The 19,424-nt window shown below is 67.5% G+C and carries 18 protein-coding genes; 12 read left to right on the forward strand and 6 right to left on the reverse strand.

Annotated features, from left to right (window positions below):
* The first annotated feature begins 75 nt into the window (after positions 1 to 75).
* The gene (locus COC42_RS14265) at positions 76 to 510 is read left to right on the forward strand and encodes an EF-hand domain-containing protein (protein ID WP_245844150.1); all 435 of its coding nucleotides are present in this window, start codon (positions 76 to 78) and stop codon (positions 508 to 510) included.
* Between the two features lie 134 nt (positions 511 to 644).
* On the opposite strand, the gene radC is transcribed toward COC42_RS14265, so the two are convergent.
* The gene (radC, locus tag COC42_RS14270; RefSeq protein WP_096343946.1) at positions 645 to 1,328 is read right to left on the reverse strand and encodes a RadC family protein; all 684 of its coding nucleotides are present in this window, start codon (positions 1,326 to 1,328) and stop codon (positions 645 to 647) included.
* 100 nt (positions 1,329 to 1,428) lie between these two features.
* On the opposite strand from radC, the gene COC42_RS14275 reads away from it, so the two are divergent.
* From COC42_RS14275 to COC42_RS14310, 8 genes are all read left to right on the forward strand, one after another.
* Entirely contained in the window at positions 1,429 to 4,569 is a 3,141-nt protein-coding gene (locus COC42_RS14275) for an intermembrane phospholipid transport YdbH family protein (RefSeq protein ID WP_245844152.1), read from the forward strand.
* A 98-nt stretch (positions 4,570 to 4,667) separates the two neighbouring features.
* Positions 4,668 to 4,793 carry a YnbE family lipoprotein gene (locus COC42_RS14280; protein WP_342747316.1) on the forward strand — a complete coding sequence of 42 codons (126 nt, stop codon included), beginning with the start codon at positions 4,668 to 4,670 and terminating at the stop codon, positions 4,791 to 4,793.
* Between the two features lie 2 nt (positions 4,794 to 4,795).
* Entirely contained in the window at positions 4,796 to 5,167 is a 372-nt protein-coding gene (locus tag COC42_RS14285; protein ID WP_096343948.1) for a YdbL family probable chaperone protein, read from the forward strand.
* 422 nt (positions 5,168 to 5,589) lie between these two features.
* Positions 5,590 to 5,907, forward strand: a complete 318-nt coding sequence (locus COC42_RS14290; protein WP_096343949.1) for an AtpZ/AtpI family protein — start codon at positions 5,590 to 5,592, stop codon at positions 5,905 to 5,907.
* 65 nt (positions 5,908 to 5,972) lie between these two features.
* Entirely contained in the window at positions 5,973 to 6,734 is a 762-nt protein-coding gene (locus tag COC42_RS14295) for a F0F1 ATP synthase subunit A (protein ID WP_096343950.1), read from the forward strand.
* 35 nt (positions 6,735 to 6,769) lie between these two features.
* On the forward strand, positions 6,770 to 6,997 hold the full coding sequence (locus tag COC42_RS14300; RefSeq protein WP_096343951.1) for a F0F1 ATP synthase subunit C: 228 nt from the start codon (positions 6,770 to 6,772) through the stop codon (positions 6,995 to 6,997).
* Between the two features lie 58 nt (positions 6,998 to 7,055).
* Positions 7,056 to 7,547 carry a F0F1 ATP synthase subunit B family protein gene (locus COC42_RS14305; protein WP_096343952.1) on the forward strand — a complete coding sequence of 164 codons (492 nt, stop codon included), beginning with the start codon at positions 7,056 to 7,058 and terminating at the stop codon, positions 7,545 to 7,547.
* Positions 7,540 to 8,199: a F0F1 ATP synthase subunit B family protein gene (locus COC42_RS14310; protein WP_425442855.1), complete on the forward strand. Its 660-nt coding sequence runs from the start codon at positions 7,540 to 7,542 to the stop codon at positions 8,197 to 8,199. The genes COC42_RS14305 and COC42_RS14310 overlap by 8 nt, the downstream gene beginning before the upstream one ends.
* A gap of 70 nt (positions 8,200 to 8,269) precedes the next feature.
* On the opposite strand, the gene COC42_RS14315 is transcribed toward COC42_RS14310, so the two are convergent.
* The 4 genes from COC42_RS14315 to COC42_RS14330 all read right to left on the reverse strand — a co-directional run bounded on the left by COC42_RS14315 (position 8,270) and on the right by COC42_RS14330 (position 14,536).
* Complete coding sequence (locus tag COC42_RS14315; protein ID WP_096343953.1) at positions 8,270 to 8,734, reverse strand: immunity protein Imm33 domain-containing protein; 465 nt, start codon at positions 8,732 to 8,734, stop codon at positions 8,270 to 8,272.
* Positions 8,735 to 8,997: 263 nt separating this feature from the next.
* Positions 8,998 to 12,171: a TonB-dependent receptor domain-containing protein gene (locus tag COC42_RS14320; RefSeq protein ID WP_096344227.1), complete on the reverse strand. Its 3,174-nt coding sequence runs from the start codon at positions 12,169 to 12,171 to the stop codon at positions 8,998 to 9,000.
* 147 nt (positions 12,172 to 12,318) lie between these two features.
* Positions 12,319 to 13,494 carry an acetyl-CoA C-acetyltransferase gene (locus tag COC42_RS14325; protein ID WP_096343954.1) on the reverse strand — a complete coding sequence of 392 codons (1,176 nt, stop codon included), beginning with the start codon at positions 13,492 to 13,494 and terminating at the stop codon, positions 12,319 to 12,321.
* A 25-nt stretch (positions 13,495 to 13,519) separates the two neighbouring features.
* Positions 13,520 to 14,536: an alpha/beta fold hydrolase gene (locus COC42_RS14330; protein WP_425442862.1), complete on the reverse strand. Its 1,017-nt coding sequence runs from the start codon at positions 14,534 to 14,536 to the stop codon at positions 13,520 to 13,522.
* Between the two features lie 94 nt (positions 14,537 to 14,630).
* On the opposite strand from COC42_RS14330, the gene phaR reads away from it, so the two are divergent.
* Positions 14,631 to 15,191, forward strand: a complete 561-nt coding sequence (phaR, locus tag COC42_RS14335) for a polyhydroxyalkanoate synthesis repressor PhaR (RefSeq protein ID WP_096343955.1) — start codon at positions 14,631 to 14,633, stop codon at positions 15,189 to 15,191.
* A 13-nt stretch (positions 15,192 to 15,204) separates the two neighbouring features.
* Here phaR and COC42_RS14340 read toward each other — a convergent pair whose 3' ends face one another.
* Positions 15,205 to 16,347 carry a hypothetical protein gene (locus tag COC42_RS14340; protein WP_096343956.1) on the reverse strand — a complete coding sequence of 381 codons (1,143 nt, stop codon included), beginning with the start codon at positions 16,345 to 16,347 and terminating at the stop codon, positions 15,205 to 15,207.
* 142 nt (positions 16,348 to 16,489) lie between these two features.
* Between COC42_RS14340 and COC42_RS14345 the strand changes: the two genes are divergently transcribed.
* Both COC42_RS14345 and COC42_RS14350 read left to right on the forward strand, forming a co-directional pair.
* On the forward strand, positions 16,490 to 18,292 hold the full coding sequence (locus COC42_RS14345; RefSeq protein WP_096343957.1) for a DUF885 domain-containing protein: 1,803 nt from the start codon (positions 16,490 to 16,492) through the stop codon (positions 18,290 to 18,292).
* 62 nt (positions 18,293 to 18,354) lie between these two features.
* The gene (locus tag COC42_RS14350; RefSeq protein WP_217991295.1) at positions 18,355 to 19,416 is read left to right on the forward strand and encodes an alpha/beta hydrolase; all 1,062 of its coding nucleotides are present in this window, start codon (positions 18,355 to 18,357) and stop codon (positions 19,414 to 19,416) included.
* Positions 19,417 to 19,424: the final 8 nt, after the last annotated feature.

The raw sequence follows: 19,424 nt of genomic DNA on the forward strand, positions 1-19,424 counted from the left end.
ATGTTGAAGCCCATTCTTCTGGCCAGCGCCATGATGATTTCGGCTCCTGTTCTTGCGCAGGACGCGACGGGTCAAATGACGACTTCGCCGCAGGCGCAGGCGACTGTCCCGGCGCAGGATGCAACCACGACCCAGAGCGCCCCGGCCGACGCCGCCGCCCCGCAGGATTCGACAGCGACGACGGACTCGGCTGCCCCGGCGGAACAGAGCGCCGACGCCGCCCCCGCGCAGGCGAGCGGCCAGCCGCAGCAGGCGAGCGCCACCCAGATCGCGCAGATCGTCGAAACCGAGTTCCCGACCTATGACGGGGACAAGGACGGTGAGATCACCAAGGACGAATTCGGCAAGTGGATGGTCGCGCTGCGCAGCGCCAGCGAGCCGGGTACCAACGCGCAGAGCGCCGAGGTCCAGACTTGGGTCGGCAACGCCTTCGCCACCGCCGATGCCGACAAGTCGACAAAGGTGTCGAAGGCGGAACTGACGAGCTTCCTGTCGCAGGGCGCTTCGTAACACCCGACGCTACTCGATAGCGGACGCGGCCGCCGGTCCCCACGGATCGGCGGTCGTTGCCATTTCGGGCGACCGCGTCCTCTTCCTCGTCAACCCGGATCAAGTCCGGGTGAAGTTCAATTTGCGGTGCCGAGCTACATCAGCCCCAGCGCGCGCAGGCTGGCGTGGCCCTCGGTTCCGATGATCAGATGGTCATGGACGGCGATGCCAAGCGGTTTGCCCGCGGCAACGATCGTGCGCGTCAGGTCGATGTCGGCGCGGCTGGGCTGCGGATCGCCCGAGGGGTGGTTGTGGACGAGGATGATCGACGCGGCGTTCATCTCGAGCGCGCGCTTGATGACCTCGCGCGGGTGGAGAACCGCCTGATCGATGGTTCCTTCGCTCATCTTGTCGTCGAGGATCAGCCGGTTGCGGCTGTCGAGATGGAGGACGCGCACGCATTCGGTCGCCCGGTGCGCCATGTCGGCGCGCAGGTAATCTAGCAGCGCCTGCCAGTTGGACAGGATCGGGCGCTCGGCCACCTCGCTCGCGAGCATCCGGATCGCGACGGCATGGGCGATCTTGAGCGCGGCGGCGGAGGTCTCGCCCATGCCGTCCACCCGCGACAACGCAATCGGATCGGCGGCCAGCACGCCGCCGATCGTCTTGAATTCGCGGAGCAGGTCCTTGGCGATCTTCTTGGTGTCGCGGCGCGGGATGACGTTGAACAGATAATATTCGATCAGCTCGTAATCGTGAAAGCCCTCGCCCCCATGGTCGAGCAGCCGCGAGCGCAGGCGTGCGCGGTGCCCGGCGGCGTCATTCGGCTCGTCCCCCATCGGTCGAGGGGTAGCAGAGGCGCGTCGCCGCGCAAGCCGCGGACTTGACCCGATAGGCCCGTGCGCGCAACGATTTGTCCGGTCGGCGGTTCGAGGGTTTGTGACGGCAGAAGGGGAAGACGCGCCGGGACCCGCGCCCGCACGGTTCCGGCGGCGATGGATCGCCCTGCCGCGCCGCGGCCGCGTGCCGTTCGTCATCGCGATTGTGCTGCTCGTGTTGCTGTCGATCCTGTGGCTCCAGCGCCGGCCGCTGGCCGAAGGGTTCATCGACCGCGAACTCGCGGCGCGGGGCGTCACCGCCCGCTATGAAGTCGCCGAGATCGGCACGTCGAGCCAGGTGCTGCGCAACCTCGTCATCGGCGATCCCGCCGCGCCCGACCTGATCGCCGATCGGGTGGTGGTGCGCACGAAGCTCGGCTTCGGCGTGCCCGAGGTGACGGGGATCGAGGCGGGGAAGGTGCGGCTGCGCGCGCGCTGGGTGGACGGGCGGCTGTCGCTCGGCGCGCTCGACAAGCTGTTGCCGCCGCCCTCGGGCAAGCCGTTCGCGCTGCCCGGGTTGCGCGTCGCGATCGAGGACGGGCGAGCGCGGGTCGAGACGCCGGCCGGTGTGATCGGCGCACGACTGAGCGGGCGGGGGCAGCTCGAGGACGGGTTTCGCGGGCGGCTGGCGCTGGTCGTGGACCGGCTGGACACGAGCGGTTGCAGCGCGGTGCGGCCGGAAGCTGCGCTGGGGATCGCGATCGAGCGGCGGACGATCCGGCTCACGGGGCCGGTTCGCGGGGCGACGCTGGGTTGCGGCGAGCAGCAGGGTCGCAAGCTCGCGGCGACGATCGACGCGCGCCTGCCAGAGGCGTTCGATCGCTGGTCGGGCAGCGCAAAGCTGGCGCTGGCGGCGTTCGATAGCCCGGCGGCGAAGGTCGCGGGGCTGGCGGGGACGATCAGCTTCGGCGGGAGCGCCGCCGCGACCGAGGGGACGGTTGCGTTGACCGCCACGCAAGCGCTGGCGGCGCAGGGGCAGGCGTCGGGCCTCGGTTTCGACGGCCGCTATCGCGTGGCGGGCGGTGACGTGAGGTTGGCCGGGCGGGCGCGGGTCGAGCGGGCGCGGCCCGAGTTTGGCGCGATCGATCTGCGCCTTCCACAAGGAACGCCCGGTGCGTCGCTAGCGGCGGGGCTGAACGCGGCGCTTCGGTCGGCGACACGGGCGGTCGGTGGCAGTGCCGACGTGGCATTGCGCGTCGCGGGCGAACGGGGCGCAGTGGTGATAAGGGGCGCCTCGCTGTCGGCCGAAAGTGGGGCCCGGATGAGCTTCTCGGCCGCGCGCGGGTTCGGGCTCGGCTGGCCGGGCAATCGGGTGATGCTTGACGGAACGCTGCGTGGTCAGGGCGGCGGCCTGCCGGCCTTTGCGCTGTCGCTGGCGCAGGTGCGGCCGGGCAGGCCCGTCGAGGGGCGCCTGACGGCGGAGCGGTTTGCCGCGGGGGGCGAGGCGCTGGCGCTGGCGCCGGTGCGCTTCACCCGCTCGGCGACCGGGGCGACGCGGATTATCGGCGGCGCAAACGCCGATTTGCAGCTGCCCGGCGGGCGGGTCGATGGGCTGAGGGTGCCGTTCGACCTCGAATGGGACGGGGGCCGGCGGCTGGCGCTGGCGCCGGGCTGCACGCCACTTGCCGCAGATCGCCTGCTGCTCTCGAGTCTTGACCTTCGCCGCGTGGCGCTCCGGCTTTGCCCGACCGGCGACCGGTTGCTGCGCGCCGGGGTCGAAGGGCTGCGCATTGGTGCGCGGATCGCCGAGCCGCGGCTTGCCGGGACGCTCGGCGGCTCGCCGATCGTGATCGCTGCGAGGGGCGCGACGGTGGCGGTCAGCCGCGCGACGGACTTCGCCGTGGATGGAACCGAAGTGCGGCTTGGCGCGCCCGAGCGTGTGTCGCGGCTGTCAGTTGCGCGCCTGACGGGCGGGGTGGTGCCGGGCGGCGCCGAAGGGCGGTTCGAGGGCGCCGCGGGCGCGATCGGCAACGTGCCGCTCGACCTGACGCAGGGCGCGGGCGCCTGGCGCTTCGTCGGCGGGCGCCTGAGCCTCAAGGGCGAGGCGCTGCGCGTCGCCGATGCGGCCGCCGAGGCGCGGTTCGAGCCGCTCGCCGCCAATGACTTCGTGCTGACGCTGGAGGGCGGGCGAATCGACGCCAGCGGCACGCTCACCGCTCCTGCCAGCGGCGCGCGGGTGGCGGGCGTGAGGATCGCCCACCTGCTGGCGAGCGGCAGCGGCGATGCGGTGCTGTCGGTCGACAATCTCCGCTTCGACGACAAGCTTCAGCCCGACGCGCTGACCCGCCTCGTCTTCGGCGTGGTGGCCGATGTGAAGGGAAGCGTCACCGGCACCGGCAACATCCGCTGGTCGCCCGATGGCGTGACCAGCGACGGCGTGTTCCGCACCGCCGGCACCGACCTTGCCGCTGCGTTCGGGCCGGTCAGCGGCCTGTCGGGCGAGATCCGCTTTACCGACCTTCTGGGCCTCAAGACCGAAACTGCAGTGGGTACGATCGCGAGCGTCAATCCGGGCATTCCCGTTGAAAATGGCGAGGTGCGCTATCGCCTGATCGGCGAGCAGCGCGTCGCGGTCGAGGGCGGACGATGGCCTTTCGCGGGCGGGGCAATGATCCTCGAGCCCACGATCCTCGATCTGTCGAGTGGCAAGGAGCGGCGACTGACCTTTCGGGTCGAGGGCGTCGATGCGGCAGGCTTCCTCCAGCAGTTCGACTTTAGCAACCTCAACGCCACCGGCACTTTCGACGGGACGCTTCCGATGATCTTCGACGAGCGCGGCGGGCGGATCGAGAACGGCCGACTGACGGTGCGGGAGGGCGGCGGGACGCTGGCCTATGTCGGGGCGGTGTCGCAGGAGAATCTCGGCACCTGGGGCAATCTGGCGTTCCAGGCGCTGAAATCGCTGCGCTACCAGCGTCTGAACCTCACCCTCAACGGCCCGCTTGACGGCGAGATGGTGACCGAGATCCGCTTCGCCGGCGTGACGCAGGGGGAGGGGGCGAAAAGCAACTTCCTGATCCGGCGGCTCGCGCGGCTGCCGCTCGTCTTCAACGTGACCGTGCGCGCGCCCTTCCGCCAGCTGATCGATTCGGTCCAGTCCTATTACGATCCCAAGCGGTTGATCGAACGCAACCTGCCCGCGCTCCTCGAACAGCAGAAAAAGGCCGGCGTTCAGCCGCTCGCAAGCGAGAATATGCCATGAGCGAAACAACAGGATTGATGGCCCCCGTGAAACGCGCGACTCTGGTTCCCATGTATAGGATCGCGGTGATAGCGGCGGCAGTCGGCCTTGGCGGATGCGTGAACGTGAGCGCGCCCGACAAGCCGATCGTCATCAACCTCAACATCAACATCACTCAGGAAGTGGTGTACAAGCTGGACGGCGAGGCAAAGTCGCTGATCCAGAACAATCCGGGGATTTTCTGACCATGCGGTACGGACTTGCGGCTCTCATCCTCTCGGTCGGCGCGATCGCGTCGGGCGCCGCCCATGCCCAGCGCGACCCGGCCTACGCCGCGGCGCGCGCCGCCGGGCAGGTGGGCGAGCAGACCGACGGCTATCTGGGCATCGTCGGTGCGGCCACCCCGGACCTTCGTGCGCTGGTGAACAAGATCAACATTCAGCGCAAGGCCGCTTACACGCAGGGTGCGCAGGCGGGATCGACGGTCGAGCAGTTCGCCTTCGTTTCCGGCTGCAACCTGATCGCGCGGACCGAGCCGGGCGAGATGTACCAGGCCCCGGACGGCAGCTGGAAGAAGCGCGGCGCGGGTGCGCCGCAGCGCGATCCGCGGTGCGTGTAAGCTTGCGATTTTCGCGAGTTGTGCTATTTAGGTTTCGCAGTCTCTAATTCAGAGATCATCTTCCGAACCCCGGCCGTTCCAGCGGCCGGGGTTCATTGCGTTTGGGGGCTGGTTCCAGCCAGCCCCCGCCCGTCGCCCTTACGAGCGAGCCACCTCGATGATCTTGATCACCAGGGTGGCAAACGCGATCACCAGCATCGCGATGCCGATGATCAGGTTTGCAGTCTCTTTCTTCAGGGATATCACCTCCCTCCGCGTTCCTGATTGCGGCTGAACCGCGGAACGCATTGTGAACATAGCGCCGTCGCCGGCCCCGTCCACCCGCCCGGTTGACTTGCTCGCCACCCACCCCTAAGCGGCACCTGCCTTGGCGGGCTCGCCGCTTGGCGTATGACTGGCCCCGCCGACAGGAGGGGACAGACATGGCCGAACCAGAGCCCGGACCGGACCCCTTGCCCGAGGATGCGCGGCTCAGCACGCTCGACGAGCGGTTGCGGCGCGCGACTTCCGAGGAGGCACGGCGATCGGGCGAGGGGGCTTCCGCTTCGTCGGAGGGCTATCGCCTGGGCAATCGCGTGCTTGCCGAGTTGATCGGGGGAATGGTCGGCGGTGCGGTGATCGGGGGAACGCTCGATTACTTTCTCGGCACCTCGCCATGGCTCCTGCTCGTGCTGCTTGCCCTCGGCATCGTCAGCGCGTTCAGGAACATCATCAGGCTTTCTGGCAAGCGCCCGGAGTAAACTTCGGGCGCTTTGGTCAAATGGGAACGGCAGTGGCGGCTGAAGGACAAGGCACCATCGATCCGATGCACCAGTTCGAGGTGCAGTCGATCGCCGACATGTTCACGCTTGGCGGGCAGACGATCGCCTTTACCAACTCGGCGCTCTACATGGTCGCCGCGCTGGTGGCGCTGTGGGCGTTCATGCTGATGGGCATGAAGCGCGAACTCGTCCCCGGCCGCGGCCAGATGCTCGTCGAGAGCTTCGTCGGCTTCATCGACAAGCTGCTGGCGCAGAACATCGGCCATGCCGGGCGCAAGTACGTGCCCTATGTCTTCACGCTGTTCATGTTCATCCTGCTCGGCAACCTGATCGGCCTGATGCCGCTGGGCCTGTTCAAGCTGCATCCCTTCACCTTCACCAGCCATTTCACGGTGACGGGCGTGCTCGCGATCATGAGCTTCTCGATCGTGCTGATCGTCGGCTTTGCCAAGCACGGCCTCCGCTTCTTCAGCCTGTTCGCGCCCAAGGGCACGCCGATCCCGGTGCTGCTGCTGGTCGCGCCGATCGAGTTCGTCTCTTTCATGGTGCGCCCGTTCAGCCTCGCGCTGCGACTGTTCGTCGCGATGACGGCTGGGCATATCCTCCTGAAGGTGCTGGCGAGCTTCGTCGTCAATGCGGCCAACACCGGCGCGGGCATCGGCCTCGCCGTCGGCATCCCCAGCTTCGCGCTGATGGTCGGCGTGTCGGCGCTCGAGGTGCTGGTCGCGGGCGTTCAGGCTTACGTTTTCGCGCTGCTCACGTCGCTCTACATCAACGACGCCGAGCATCTGCACGATCATCATTGATTTCCTCACAAACTGATTTCCCAAGGAGTTGAACAATGGAAGCTGACGCAATCAAGCTGCTGGGTGCCGGTCTCGCGGCGATCGGTGCCGGCCTCGCCGCGCTGGGCGTGGGCAACGTCTTCGCCGCCTTCCTCGAGGGCGCGCTGCGCAATCCGTCGGCGGCTGCCGGCCAGCAGGGCAACATGTTCATCGGCTTCGCCGCCGCCGAGCTTCTGGGCCTGCTGGCGTTCGTCGTCGCCGTGCTGCTGATCTTCGTCGCGTAATCACGCGCGAGACGGGGACCGGCACGTTGCCGGTCCCGGCAGCTGACAGGGACGTCCAATGCCTCAGATCGAACAAGTCGCCGCGACCTATGCGTCGCAGATCTTCTGGTTGGTCCTGACCTTCGGTCTGGCCTTCCTGATCGTCGGCCGCGGCATGGTGCCGCGCGTCCAGTCGACGATGGATGCGCGCGACAACCAGGTCGCCGCCGATCTGAAGGCGGCGGAAGCGGCGCGTGCCGCCGCCGACGCTGACGAGGCCAAGTGGCGCGCCGACGAGAATACGGCGCGTGAACAGGCGCGCGCGACACTCGCCGCCGCCAAGGAAGAAGCGACGCGGGCGACCGAGGCGCATCTCGCGGCGTCGGATGTCGAGCATCAGGCGCGTATCGAGGCGGCCGAAGCCCGCATCGCGGCGGCGAGCAGCGCGGCGACCGCCGAGATCGAGGGTGTCGCCGCCGACGCGGCGCGCGACATCGTCGCGCGCCTGTCGAGCGCGACCGTGACCGAGGATGAGGCGCGCGGCGCCGTGAAGGCAGTGCTCCATGGCTAATCCCGTCCACGGCGACCCCGCCGTTCAGACCACACCCGCCGCGACCGGCGGTAATTATCAGGCCGAGCTCGACGCCGCGGCGCACGGTCAGGGCATGGGCATGCCCGAAACCGGCGTGAACGCGATCGAGACGCATGGCGAGGCGGTGCCGCACAGCGACCCGACCGCCTTGTTCCTTGACCCCACCGGCTGGGTGTCGGCGGCGATGGCCGTCTTTATCCTGATCCTGCTGTGGAAGGGCGTGCCGAAGTTGATCGGGCGGATGCTCGACGGCCAGATCGCCGCGATCCGCAGCCGCCTCGACGAAGCCAAGCAGCTCCGCGCCGAAGCCGAGGCGCTGAAGGCCGAGTATCAGGCGAAGCTGGCGAGCGCCGAGGCCGATGCGGCGGCGATGGTCGCCCATGCCGAGGAAGAGGCCAGGGCGCTCCGCACCAAGGCCGAGGCCGACGCCGCAGAGCTGGTGCAGCGCCGCGCGAAGATGGCCGAGGACAAGATCGCCGCGGCCGAGCGCCAGGCAATCGCCGACATCCGAGTCAAGACCGCCGACGCCGCCGCCAAGGCCGCCGCCGCGATCCTCGCCAAAAAGCACGACGCTGCCGCTGACCGCGCGCTGGTGGACCGGACGATCGCCGGGCTGGTCCGGCCGAACTGACTCCAGCCTGATGGATTGAGCCGGTGGAGGTGGCCGAGGGCCGCTTCCGCCGGCTTTTTCGTGTGTGGCGTCAATCGGCCGGGTAGAAGGCCCCGTCTTCGCCGCGCTGGAATGCCGCGCCGATTGGCGCGTCGATCAGCGGAAGCCAGCTGTCGTCTTGGTTCAGCACTTTGCCGAGCGCGATATATTCCGGCCCGTGTCCGTCGACCTCGATCGCAGCGGCCGAGCCGCGGATGCGCCACCCGCTGTCGGAATAGCGGTCGCCCTCCCGCGTCATGTCGGGATCCTCGCGATAGAGGTAGTCGATCGGCTCCCCCTCCAACACGCAATGATCGACGAGGCAGCGATCCCAGAATTCGCGGCGCGGCGTCGGTGGAGGTGCCCGCTCGGGCGCCGCCCAGTCGATATCGATGAGAAACGCGCGGTCGACGGTCACGAAGTCGCCGTGCTTGACGGGCGCGTTCGGCTCGTCGGGCTGATTGGCGAGCGTGCAGGTCAGCGTCGATCCGGCGACCGCGGACACCGTCAGCCACATCCGCTCGGCGCCCCACTTCTCGACCGGGCCGTCATATTCGAAGACGAGCTTGACGTGGTCGCCGATGCCGACGGCCGCGATCTCGGCGTCGTTCGGCAGGAAATAGGTATAGAGCGCTTTCGGCGATCGGCCGCGGATCGGCGAGCGTGTAGCCCGAATTGGAAAGGGCGTTCATCGATGCGCCGTTTCGTCTGATGAGGTCAAGCGAAAAGGGGTCGGACGCCAAGGCGTCCGACCCCCCGATCTATCGATCGCTCGTTCAATCAGAAGCGGGCGGTGACACCGGCGTATAGCATCCGGCCCAGATTGCCATAGGGCGAGTTCGCCTCGGTGCCGAGCTGGTCGAATGGCGGCAGGGTGTCGAAGATATTGTCGATACCCATGTAGAAGCGGAAATCGTCCGCCGCCTTAATCCCGAAGCGAATGTTGTGATAGAAGGTCTCGGGATAGAAGACCTCGGTCCGCAGGTCCGGGTTTAGCGCCGGACGACCGTCAAACGGGAAGAAGTTTTCATACAGGCTCGTCACCTGCTTATCCAGATAGCGGACCTGATAGAAAACGTCGAAGCCCGGCATGTCGAGGTTCGCCGAGAACGTCCCCGCCCAGCGCGGCTCGCCGATCTCCGACAGCGTCCGATCGCGGAAGTCCGGACGCGACACGTCGGTGAAGTTGTTCCGGCGGAACACGTGGCTGACAATACCGCGCAGGTTCAGACGGCCCGCGCCAACTTCGGTGGTGTAGTTGAGGTCGAAGTCGATGCCGTTGGTCTGGAATCGCGCGAAGTTGAACGGCTGGTTGAGAAACGCCGGACCCGTCCGCGTCAGCGGGACGGTGCCCCCGCCGTGCAGAACGTCCTGCTGACCCGCAAAGGTGCCGTCGGGGTTGCGGAAGACCGCGGCGCAGAACGGATTGTCGATGCCGCCTTCATTGTCATAGCACTGATTGATGATCGTCTGGCCGGTCAGGCCCTGGATCGCCTGCTCGATTTCGATATCGTAATAATCGACTGTCAGCGACAGCCCGGGGACGAAGTTGGGCTGGATGACCGCACCGATGGTAAGGCTGCGGCTCTCTTCCGGATCGAGCAGCGAGTTGCCCTGGTTGAAGCCGGCGACGCCAGAGGCGGCGCGGTTGGTGAACGGTTCGGTCGTGCCGTTGAACGTTTGAGTCGTTGGGACGCCGGCCGCGGCGCAGTTGGCGACGCGGTTGGGATTGTTGTTGATGTTCTGCTGACCGCATGGGTCGAGCAGGCCGTTCGCGAACGTCTGCGACTGGGTGGCGAACAGGTTGCTCTGCGTGGGCGCCCGAACGGCTCGCGCGAGCGTCGCACGGAGGCGGATGTCCGGGATCGGCGCGTAGATGCCGCCCAGGTTCCACGTGAAGGTCTGGCGCGTGTTGCCCACATTATAGTCGCTGAGACGGCCTGCCGCCTCGAACGTCAACTCATGTGCGAATGGCAGCTCGCGCAGGACGGGGATGCGGACCTCGCCATAGACTTCCTTGATTTCAAGCGCGGGGGGGCGGAAATCTTGGATCGCGTTGAGGAAGGTCAAACCCGAGCGGGTTGTCTCGTCATACGCGGCGAAGGCGGTTTCACGGCGATACTCGGCGCCGATCGCGAAGCCGACCGGCCCACCCGGGAGCTCGAACAGCTGGCTGAGGTCACCGGACATGAATGCTGACGCGACGAACTGCTCGGCCTTCTCGTCTCGCGTCGAAACATAGCCGAAATAGTCGAGCGCCGCCTGCGATACTTGGCCGCTACCGAACAGGTTGACGGGCACGCAGTTCGGATCGTCGTTGGTGGTGCTAGCATCGGCGTTGACGGCGCAGACGATCTGGCCCGCACCATTGCGCACCGCGTTGATCGAACGGCCATATTCGGCTAGGAGGACGTTGCCGGCCGTCTGATAGGTGCTGGTGTAGCGGCCGTAGTTGGCCGCAATTTCATATCGCCAATCTGTGTTGAACGTACCCTCAATGCCGCCGACGATGCGGAAGGTTTCGCGCGTGTGGCTCTCGCCGCGTCCCGCAAAGTCGGTGTTGAAGCGCTGTGCAGTGAACGTCGTTGCGCCGGGGGCGAGCGTCGACAACAGGGTGCTGCGCGCCTGGTCGGTCAGGAACGGATTGTTCACGCTGAACGTGTTGTTGAAGAAGGTCGGCTGACCTTCCTGAAGCGACTCAACGCGGTTGTACTTCCCCTCGATAAAGGGTCGAAACGCCGGCGAGAACTCAAAGCTTGCAAGCAGATTGGCCGAGAAACGATCGACGCGGGGCTGAAGCATGCCGGTCTCGCGCAGCGTCGAGCCCTCGCCGCCGACGCAGTTCGCCGAACCGAATGCGCGGAAGTCCTGAATGCAATTGTTGCGTACCAGCGAGCCGTCTGGACGGAACACATAGGTGTTGCCGAACTGAGACAGCGTATTCGCCGAACCGGGATTGGCGATCCCCGAGCAGACGCGTGCGCGACGTGCCAGGAAGGCGGCGTTCGATTCACCGGCGGCGGCGGCCGTCGGGCAGACCGCGGTAAAGAGCCCACCGTTCGAGATGCTGTTGTTGCGCACGCCGCTGATAAGCGCGGTATCCGGGATTCCGTTGCCCGTCGCCGGCTCCGGCGTGGTGCGGATCACGCCGCCGTTCGGGTTCAGCTGCTGGCCGGTGTTCTCGACATTCTGGAACTGGGTCCGGCCGCTGAAGGCGCCGGTCTGATTGTCGCGCTGCGTGAAATAGAGCACCGAGCTGTGCGCATACTCAACATTCGCAGCGATGTTGCCGCGGTTGTCGGCGAAGTTCTTGCCGGCCGTCGCACTGACGAAATAGTTGCCGGCGTCGCCGCGATCCGAAACGCCGCCCTGGGCCCGGAGCGAAAAGCCGTCATAGTTACGCTTCAACACGAAGTTGACGACGCCTGCGACGGCATCCGGGCCGTAGATGGCTGAGTTGCCGCCGGTCAAGATATCCGTGCGCTCGATCAGGTCGATCGGGATCGTGTTGACATCGACCGAGTTAGACCCCGGTTGCGACGTGACATGACGGCGGCCGTTGACGAGCACCAACGTACGCGGAGTGCCGAGGTTGCGAAGATCGAGAATGCTGAGGCCGGCGGTGCCGATGAACCGGGTCGAGTTCGCCGACGTAAACGTCTGGCCGAGCTGCGGGAGGTTGGTGAGCGCATTGCCGAGCGAGATGTCGCCCGACAGGATCTCGTCAATCTCAACCGAAGCGATCGGGTTCGATGACTGCAGGTTTGGCCGGCTAATGCGCGATCCGGTCACGACGATTTCGCCGTCATCCTCGGCGATCGCCGACGGGTCATTGGCGTCCTGTTCGGCACTTGTCTGTTCGGCGGGGGGCGTTTGCGCCCAAGCCGCCGACGGCAGACAAGCGATGGAAATGCCCGCAACCGCGGTTGCGGACAGCCAGCGGTTCATACGCATCATATCCCCTTTTTTTACCAGCTAAAACTAGGGGAGAGACAACCGCTTCATGGTGCGTTCATCAAGTCATCAAAATGACGCAATTGCATTTTGTCGTTTCAATTGTGACGAATATGTCACGCTGTTCTGCAATTAGGGCCGCGCCGATCAGTCGCGCTCGACGCACATGGCGATGCCCATGCCGCCGCCGATGCACAGCGTCGCCAGGCCCTTCTTCGCGTCGCGGCGCTGCATCTCGTACAGCAGCGTCGTCAGCACGCGCGCGCCCGAGGCGCCGATCGGATGGCCGATCGCGATCGCGCCGCCGTTGACGTTCACCTTGTCGAGCGGCCACCCCATGTCCTTGCCCACCGCCAGCGCCTGTGCCGCAAAGGCTTCGTTGGCTTCGATGAGGTCGAGGTCGGCGACGGTCCAGCCCGCCTTCTCGAGCGCGCGGCGGCTGGCGGGAACAGGGCCGATGCCCATGATCGAGGGATCGACGCCGGCGCTGGCGAAGCTCTTGATCGTCGCGAGAGGCTGGATACCGCGCTTGTCGGCTTCCTCGCGGCTCATCAGCACGATCGCGGCGGCGCCGTCGTTAAGGCCGCTGGCATTGGCGGCGGTGACGGTGCCGTCCTTCTTGAAGGCGGGGCGAAGCCCGGCGACGCCCTCCACGGTCGCGCCGGCGCGGATATACTCGTCATCGGCGACCACCGTGTCGCCCTTGCGGCCCTTGATCGTCACCGGCGCGATCTCGTCCTTGAAGCGGCCCTCGCTGCGCGCCGCTTCGGCGAGGTTCTGGCTGCGAACCGCGAACTCGTCCTGCTCGCCGCGCGTCACCTGATATTGCTCGGCGAGGTTCTCGGCGGTGATGCCCATGTGATAGCCGTTGAAGACGTCGGTCAGGCCGTCCTTGATCATCGTGTCGACGAGGCTCGCGTCGCCCATCTTGGTGCCCGCGCGCATCGGTACCGCGTGCGCGGCAAGCGACATCGATTCCTGACCGCCCGCGACGACGATCGCGGCGTCGCCGTTGGCGATCGCCTGTGCGCCGAGCGCCACTGCGCGCAGGCCCGAGCCGCAGACCTGGTTGACGCCCCAGGCGGGCACTTCCTTGGGCACGCCGGCTGCCATCGACGCCTGGCGCGCGGGGTTCTGGCCCTGCGCGGCGGTCAGCACCTGGCCGAGAATCACCTCGGACACTTCCTCGCCCTTGACGCCCGCCTGATCGAGCGCCGCCTCGATCGCGACGCGGCCGAGTTCGTGAGCGGGGGTGGCGGCGAAGGCGCCGAGGAAGCTGCCGACTGGGGTGCGCTTGGCGGCGGCGATGACGATCTCGGTCATGGGGCTTCGAAGCTCCTTGAGGGATTCAGGATGGGGCGCTCTTAGCGGGCGAGAGCGCGCTTAACCAGTCGGCGAGCGGTTCCCAGAGCTGGTCACGCGCGCGAGAGCCGACGACCATCCCGACATGCCCCGCGCCCAGCAAGCGCCGATCGGGGAGCATCGCGCTCGACGCGGCGGGGACGATCCGGTCGCCGGCGGAGACGAACTCGACCGCTGGGCAGGCGAGTGCCGCCGGATCGATCGCGCGCCCGCCGACGCGCCAGCGGCCGGTGCCGGGCAGATCGGCATCGTAGAAGTCGTCAAACAGCTCGCGCCCCGCTGCGTAAGTGAGCGGCGCGCCCTGGTTAGACCAGTCCTCCAGCGCGACGAAGGCGGCGGCCGCCTCGGTTTCGGGATGGAGCGCGGCGAAGCGGGCGTATTTGTCGAGCGTCCGCTCCGCGTCGAGCTGCCAGAAGCCGGTCTGGAGTACTTCCATGGGGACGAGCCCCAGTCGGTCGCAGGCGGGCTCGGCCGCGGTCCACAGGTCGGCGATGTCGGCGCGCGCGCGGTCCGAAAAGCCCGAGAAGCGCCAAGGCGCGGCGATCAGCACAAGCCCGGCGACCCGCGTTAGCAGGCTTGCCGCCAGCGCCATCGTCCCGCCCAGGCAATAGCCGACGAGCACCGGCGGCTCGGGCAACGCGGCAAGAAGCGGGAGCAGCCGGTCGGTGACATGCGCGGCGATGTCGAGTGTCCGCTCGGCGGGATCGGGGTCGCCCCAATCGACGAGCAGTGGCGCGTGACCTTGGTCGGCCAGCCAGCCGAGCAGCGACTTGTCGGGCGTGAGATCCAGTACGCGCGGCGGGTTGATGAGCGAAGGGACGAAGACGACCGGCGGCCCCCCGCCGGGCCCGGTGCGATGGTCACGCAGCGTCGCGCGGCCCGCGCTCGCGACCACGGGGCGCGGCGGCGGCGCGGGCGGGCGCGGTGCCCGCTGATAGGCGGCGAGACCGGCCATTATTGCGCTGCGGCGCTGAGGTGATGCTGCGGCATGCTCGCGCAACATCGACAGAAATAGGGTCAACGGCCTCGGCCCGTGTTGCGGCGCGTCAACAAAGGATGTTACGGTCAGGTCATTCAAAACGATGGGGTCCGTAGCGATGAAAAAGGCCAATCCGGGGAACGGCCCCGTCATCATCAAGAAATACGCCAATCGCCGGCTCTACAACACCGAAACCTCTTCCTACATCACCCTTGACCATCTGGCCGCGATGACGCGCGAGGGACGCGACTTCAAGGTCGTCGATGCGCGCAGCGACGAGGACATCACCCACAATGTCCTGACCCAGATCATCATGGAAGAGGAAGCACGCGGCCAGACGATGCTGCCGGTCAGCTTCCTGCGCCAGCTCATCAGCCTCTATGGCGACAGCATGCAGGCGATGGTGCCCGGCTATCTGGAGGCGTCGATGGACAGCTTCCGCCGCAACCAGGAGCAGTTCAAGTCGGCGGTCGAGGGCGCTTTCGCCAACTCGCCCTTCGCCGAGATCGCCAAGCGCAACATGGAGATGTTCGAGGCGGCGACCGCAGCGTTCAAGCCCAAGCCGGCGGCACCCGCATCCGCGGCCGGCACGCCGCCCGCCCATAGCAAGGACGAAGAGATCGCCGCACTGAAGGCACAACTGGCGGACCTCCAGTCGAAGGTCGAGAAGCTGGGCTGAAAGGCGTAGCGGGTCAGGCGCCGGTTGCGGCGGCGGCCGGGTCGCGGGTGATGTCGAGCACCTCGACCGACTCCCGGCCAACCGGCTGCTTGACCAGCGATCCGGCGGGCACGACGCGCCGGGGCCGCAGCGTGATGCGCTCGACCCGGTAGAGGCCGGGGCTCCCCTCCGGCAGGGCTATCGGCGCATATCGGCGCCGCTCGATCGCAGCGACATAGGGGTTCGCCCACTCCTGCGACCCGCTGCCGCGCAGGACCTCAGCCTCGGCGACGGTGCCGTCGGGGGCGACCATGAAGCCCACATCGACCCAGCGGATGCGCGGTGACGACGTCTTCCAGGTCGGCACTGGCACATCGCCGAACTTGTCGGCATGCATAATCGCCAGATTGGCGGCGGAGACGACCGGCGCGTCCTTGACGAGGAGCGGCGGCAGGTCGGGCTGGGTCCTGAGCGTCGCGAGCAGGTGATCGACGCCCTTCTCGTCGCCGCGATAGGTGGCGAGGCGCGCCCTGACCACCGATGCGACCTGCATTACCGAAGTGTCCGACGCGGCGGGAGAGGCCGCCACCTCGTCCAACCGCTGCTCGGTTTCCTTGGTGTCGCGCATCGCCAGCGCGACCATCGCGACCCGCAAAGTCGAAAGCGCCGCGAGCTGATGTTCGCCGCGCGCCGCGAACCCTTGCGCGGCATCCGCATACTGGCTGCGCGCGACGAAGGGATCGCCCTGCTTGATCCAGAAGTCGCCGAGCCGAAGCTGCATCAACAGCCGCTGCTTGTCGTCGGGGGGCAGGTTTTCCAGCGCCTTGCCCTGGCCGATCGTCATGGTGCGATACGCATCCATGTCGCCCATATGGAGATTGACCGTCGCGGCCGCTTCGTAAAGCGCCGAAACCACGCGCGGAAAGCGCTTCGCATTGCCCTTCTGCCGCGACAGCGCGGCCTGCAGCGTGCGGCGGGCATCGTGATACTGGCCCTGCGCGAACTGCGCCTCGGCATGGGCGATCGCGAACCGCGCCTCGTCGGGGGTGGGGCAGCGGGTGGCGATGCACCGCTCCAGCGCTTCGGCCGAGCGGCGCGCCCGGACGACGATGTCAGTGCCGGCGGGGGTTGGCGTGGGCGCCGCCTGAGCGAGTGCGAGCAGAAAGATCAGCGACATCAACGCCTCCTGTGCCAGGATCGGTAGCGTGGTTCGCCCGCATGCGTCCGTCAATACCGGACCGCGTCAGCGCGAGTTGCGGTTGCGCGGTCCCTCCGATCGGCTAGGTTTCGGCCGAAACCATCTGCTTACGGGAGTTGCCATGCGCCGCCGCCAGTTTCTTTCGACCGCGGGCCTTGCCGCCGCGACCGCCGCGCTGCCCGCCGCCGCGCGGGTGCAGGGCACGGCCGATGCGGACCTGCGCGCGATGCTCGACCGCTTCTTTTATGCGCGGCTGGAGGACAATCCCGAGGGCGCGACCTCGCTCGGCCTCGACACCGGGCCGCGCGCGCATCTGAAGTCGAAGCTCGGCGACACCTCGCGCGCCGGCCAGGCGAAGCAGTTCGCACGCGCGAAGCAGGAAATGGCCGCGCTCAAGGCCATTCCCCGCGACCGCTTGGGGGAAACTGCGCGGCTCGATTACGAAGTCGTCGAGTACAGCCTCAATCGCACCATCGACGGCGAGCGCTTCACCTATGGCGCGAGCGCGGGGCGGTATGCGCCCTATGTGCTGACCCAGCTGACCGGCGCGTATCGCGACACCCCCGATTTCCTCGCCAATCAGCACCGGGTGAAGGACGCAGCCGACGCCGACGCCTATGTCGCGCGTGTGGAGGCGTTCCCGCGCGCGATCGAGGCGGAGACCGAGCGCCAGCGCGAGGACGCGGCCAAGGGCGTGTTCGCGCCCGACTATATTCTCGATACCGCGCTGAAGCAGCTCGCCGCCGTTCGCGACGTCGCGCCCGAGGCGAGCGGGCCTGCGACGGATCTCGCCGCCAAGCTCAAGACCGCGAACCTGCCCCCGGAGCGCGCGCAGGCGGTGGCGACGCTGATGCGAGAGCGGGTATTCCCCGCGCTCGACCGCCAGCGCGCGCTCGTGACCGAATTGCGGGCCAAGGCGGCGCACGATGCCGGCGTGTGGCGGCTGCCGGACGGCGAGGCCTATTATGCCGCCGCGGCGAGTGCCGCGACAACGACCGAGATGAGCGGCGACGAGATCCACAAGCTCGGTCTCGCTCAGGTGGCGGAGATCGGCGCGCGGATCGACGGCATCCTGAAGAAGCAGGGCATGGGGCAGGGGACGGTCGGCGAGCGGCTGGTCGCGCTCAACAAGCGGCCCGACCAGCTTTACCCGAACACCGATCCTGGCCGCGAGGCGCTGCTCGAACAGTTGCGTGCGCAAGTAAAGGCGATGGAGGCACGGCTGCCCGAGCAGTTCGGGGTGCTGCCCAGGGCACCGGTCGAGGTGCGGCGCGTACCGCCTGCGATCCAGGCGGGGGCGCCGGGCGGCTATTACCAGTCGGCCTCGCTCGACGGCACGCGGCCGGCGATCTACTTCATCAATCTGCGCGACACCTTCGACCGGCCCAAATTCGGGCTGGCGACGCTCAGCTATCACGAGGGGGTGCCGGGCCATCACCTTCAGGTCATGTCGGCGCTCGAGAGCGAGGACATCCCGCTGATCCGCCGCCGCGGCGGCTATTCGGGCTACTCGGAGGGCTGGGCGCTCTATTCGGAGCAGCTGGCGGACGAGATGGGCATGTACGACGGCGATCCGCTGGGGCAGGTCGGCTACCTCCAGTCGCTTCTCTTCCGCGCCACGCGGCTGGTCGTCGACAGCGGGATGCATGCCAAGCGGTGGAGCCGCGAGAAGGCGACCGATTATCTGATCGCCACCACCGGCATCGCGCGCGGGCGCAGCCAGGGCGAGATCGACCGCTATACGGTCTGGCCGGGCCAGGCATGCAGCTACAAGATCGGCCACACCGTCTGGGTGCGCCTGCGCGACGAGGCGAGGCGCAAGGCGGGGGCGAGCTGGGATCCCAAGGCGTTCCACAAGGTGCTGACACTCGGCGCGATGCCGCTGACGGTGCTGGAGCGCGTGGCGCGGGCGCGGATGGTGTGATCGTATAGGATTGACTTGATCCTCCAACCCCCCGACCACCGTTCAAAACCAGGGAGCGGATGATGGTGGTTCGGAAATGGTGCGGCATCGCAATCGGCGCGGCGGCGCTGATGGTAGGGAGCGCGGAGGCGCAGGTTGCCACGAGCGCGCCACCGCCGGTTGCGGGCGCGAGGCCCGTCGCGGTCGAGCGGATCAAGGTCCGCTCGCCGGCGATCGAGGGCAATCTGGAGGGCAATGCCGCGACACGCGACGTGATCGTGCTGCTGCCGCCCGGCTATGCCGCGAACAAGCGCCAGCGCTATCCGGTGCTCTACGCCCTTCACGGCTATTCGATCGGGGCCGAGCAATGGGCGAAGGAGATCCATGTCCCCGGCTCGATCGAGGGCGCCTTCGCCAAGGGCGCGCGGCCGTTGATCGTCGTCATGCCCGACAGCAAGACGGTGCATAACGGGTCGATGTACTCGCGCTCGCCGACCACGGGCGATTTCGAGACCTTCGTGTCGCGCGACCTCGTTGCCGCGATCGATGCAAAATACCGGACGCTGGCGAAGCGCGAGAGCCGCGGGCTCGTTGGCCATTCGATGGGCGGGTACGGCGCGTCGAGGATCGGGATGAACCATGCCGACGTGTTCGGCGCGCTCTACATGATGAGCCCCTGCTGCATGTCGGCGCGGACGGCGCAGGGGCTGGATGCCAAGGCCGAGGCGGCGTTCGCCGGGGTGAAGACGATCGAGGACGCGCAGAAGCTCGGCTGGCTCCAGCGCGCGACGCTGGCCGCGGCGTCGGCCTGGTCGCCCAACCCGGCCAAGGCGCCGCTCTACCTCGATCTGCCGTTTGGTGACGAGAAACCGAAGGCGGACGTGCTCGCGCGCTGGGCGGCGAATGCGCCGCTGGCGTTTGTCGACCAGCACGTGGCGGACCTGAAGCGATACAGGGCGATCGGCCTTGACGTGGGCGACAAGGACGGGCTGGCGGCGGACACCGCGACGCTGCACGCCAAGCTCGCCTCCTATGGCATCGCGCATGATTACGAGGTCTATGACGGCGACCACACCAATCGCGTGGCGGTGCGGATGCAGGAGAAGGTGCTGCCGTTCTTCAGCCGGCATCTGGCGTTTCGGTGATCGTCGGC

Origin of the sequence: Sphingomonas spermidinifaciens (assembly GCF_002351485.1) — a bacterium.
GTDB classification, from domain to species: Bacteria; Pseudomonadota; Alphaproteobacteria; order Sphingomonadales; family Sphingomonadaceae; genus Sphingomonas; species Sphingomonas spermidinifaciens.

Coding starts and splice junctions, on each gene's coding strand:
- COC42_RS14265 (WP_245844150.1), top strand. CDS start 76: ATGACGACTTCGCCGCAGGCGCAGGCGACTGTCCCGGCGCAGGATGCA.
- radC (WP_096343946.1), bottom strand. CDS start 1,328: ATGGGGGACGAGCCGAATGACGCCGCCGGGCACCGCGCACGCCTGCGC.
- COC42_RS14285 (WP_096343948.1), top strand. CDS start 4,796: ATGCGGTACGGACTTGCGGCTCTCATCCTCTCGGTCGGCGCGATCGCG.
- COC42_RS14290 (WP_096343949.1), top strand. CDS start 5,590: ATGGCCGAACCAGAGCCCGGACCGGACCCCTTGCCCGAGGATGCGCGG.
- COC42_RS14295 (WP_096343950.1), top strand. CDS start 5,973: ATGCACCAGTTCGAGGTGCAGTCGATCGCCGACATGTTCACGCTTGGC.
- COC42_RS14300 (WP_096343951.1), top strand. CDS start 6,770: ATGGAAGCTGACGCAATCAAGCTGCTGGGTGCCGGTCTCGCGGCGATC.
- COC42_RS14305 (WP_096343952.1), top strand. CDS start 7,056: ATGCCTCAGATCGAACAAGTCGCCGCGACCTATGCGTCGCAGATCTTC.
- COC42_RS14310 (WP_425442855.1), top strand. CDS start 7,540: ATGGCTAATCCCGTCCACGGCGACCCCGCCGTTCAGACCACACCCGCC.
- COC42_RS14315 (WP_096343953.1), bottom strand. CDS start 8,734: ATGTGGCTGACGGTGTCCGCGGTCGCCGGATCGACGCTGACCTGCACG.
- COC42_RS14320 (WP_096344227.1), bottom strand. CDS start 12,171: ATGCGTATGAACCGCTGGCTGTCCGCAACCGCGGTTGCGGGCATTTCC.
- COC42_RS14325 (WP_096343954.1), bottom strand. CDS start 13,494: ATGACCGAGATCGTCATCGCCGCCGCCAAGCGCACCCCAGTCGGCAGC.
- COC42_RS14330 (WP_425442862.1), bottom strand. CDS start 14,536: ATGTTGCGCGAGCATGCCGCAGCATCACCTCAGCGCCGCAGCGCAATA.
- phaR (WP_096343955.1), top strand. CDS start 14,631: ATGAAAAAGGCCAATCCGGGGAACGGCCCCGTCATCATCAAGAAATAC.
- COC42_RS14340 (WP_096343956.1), bottom strand. CDS start 16,347: ATGTCGCTGATCTTTCTGCTCGCACTCGCTCAGGCGGCGCCCACGCCA.
- COC42_RS14345 (WP_096343957.1), top strand. CDS start 16,490: ATGCGCCGCCGCCAGTTTCTTTCGACCGCGGGCCTTGCCGCCGCGACC.
- COC42_RS14350 (WP_217991295.1), top strand. CDS start 18,355: ATGGTGGTTCGGAAATGGTGCGGCATCGCAATCGGCGCGGCGGCGCTG.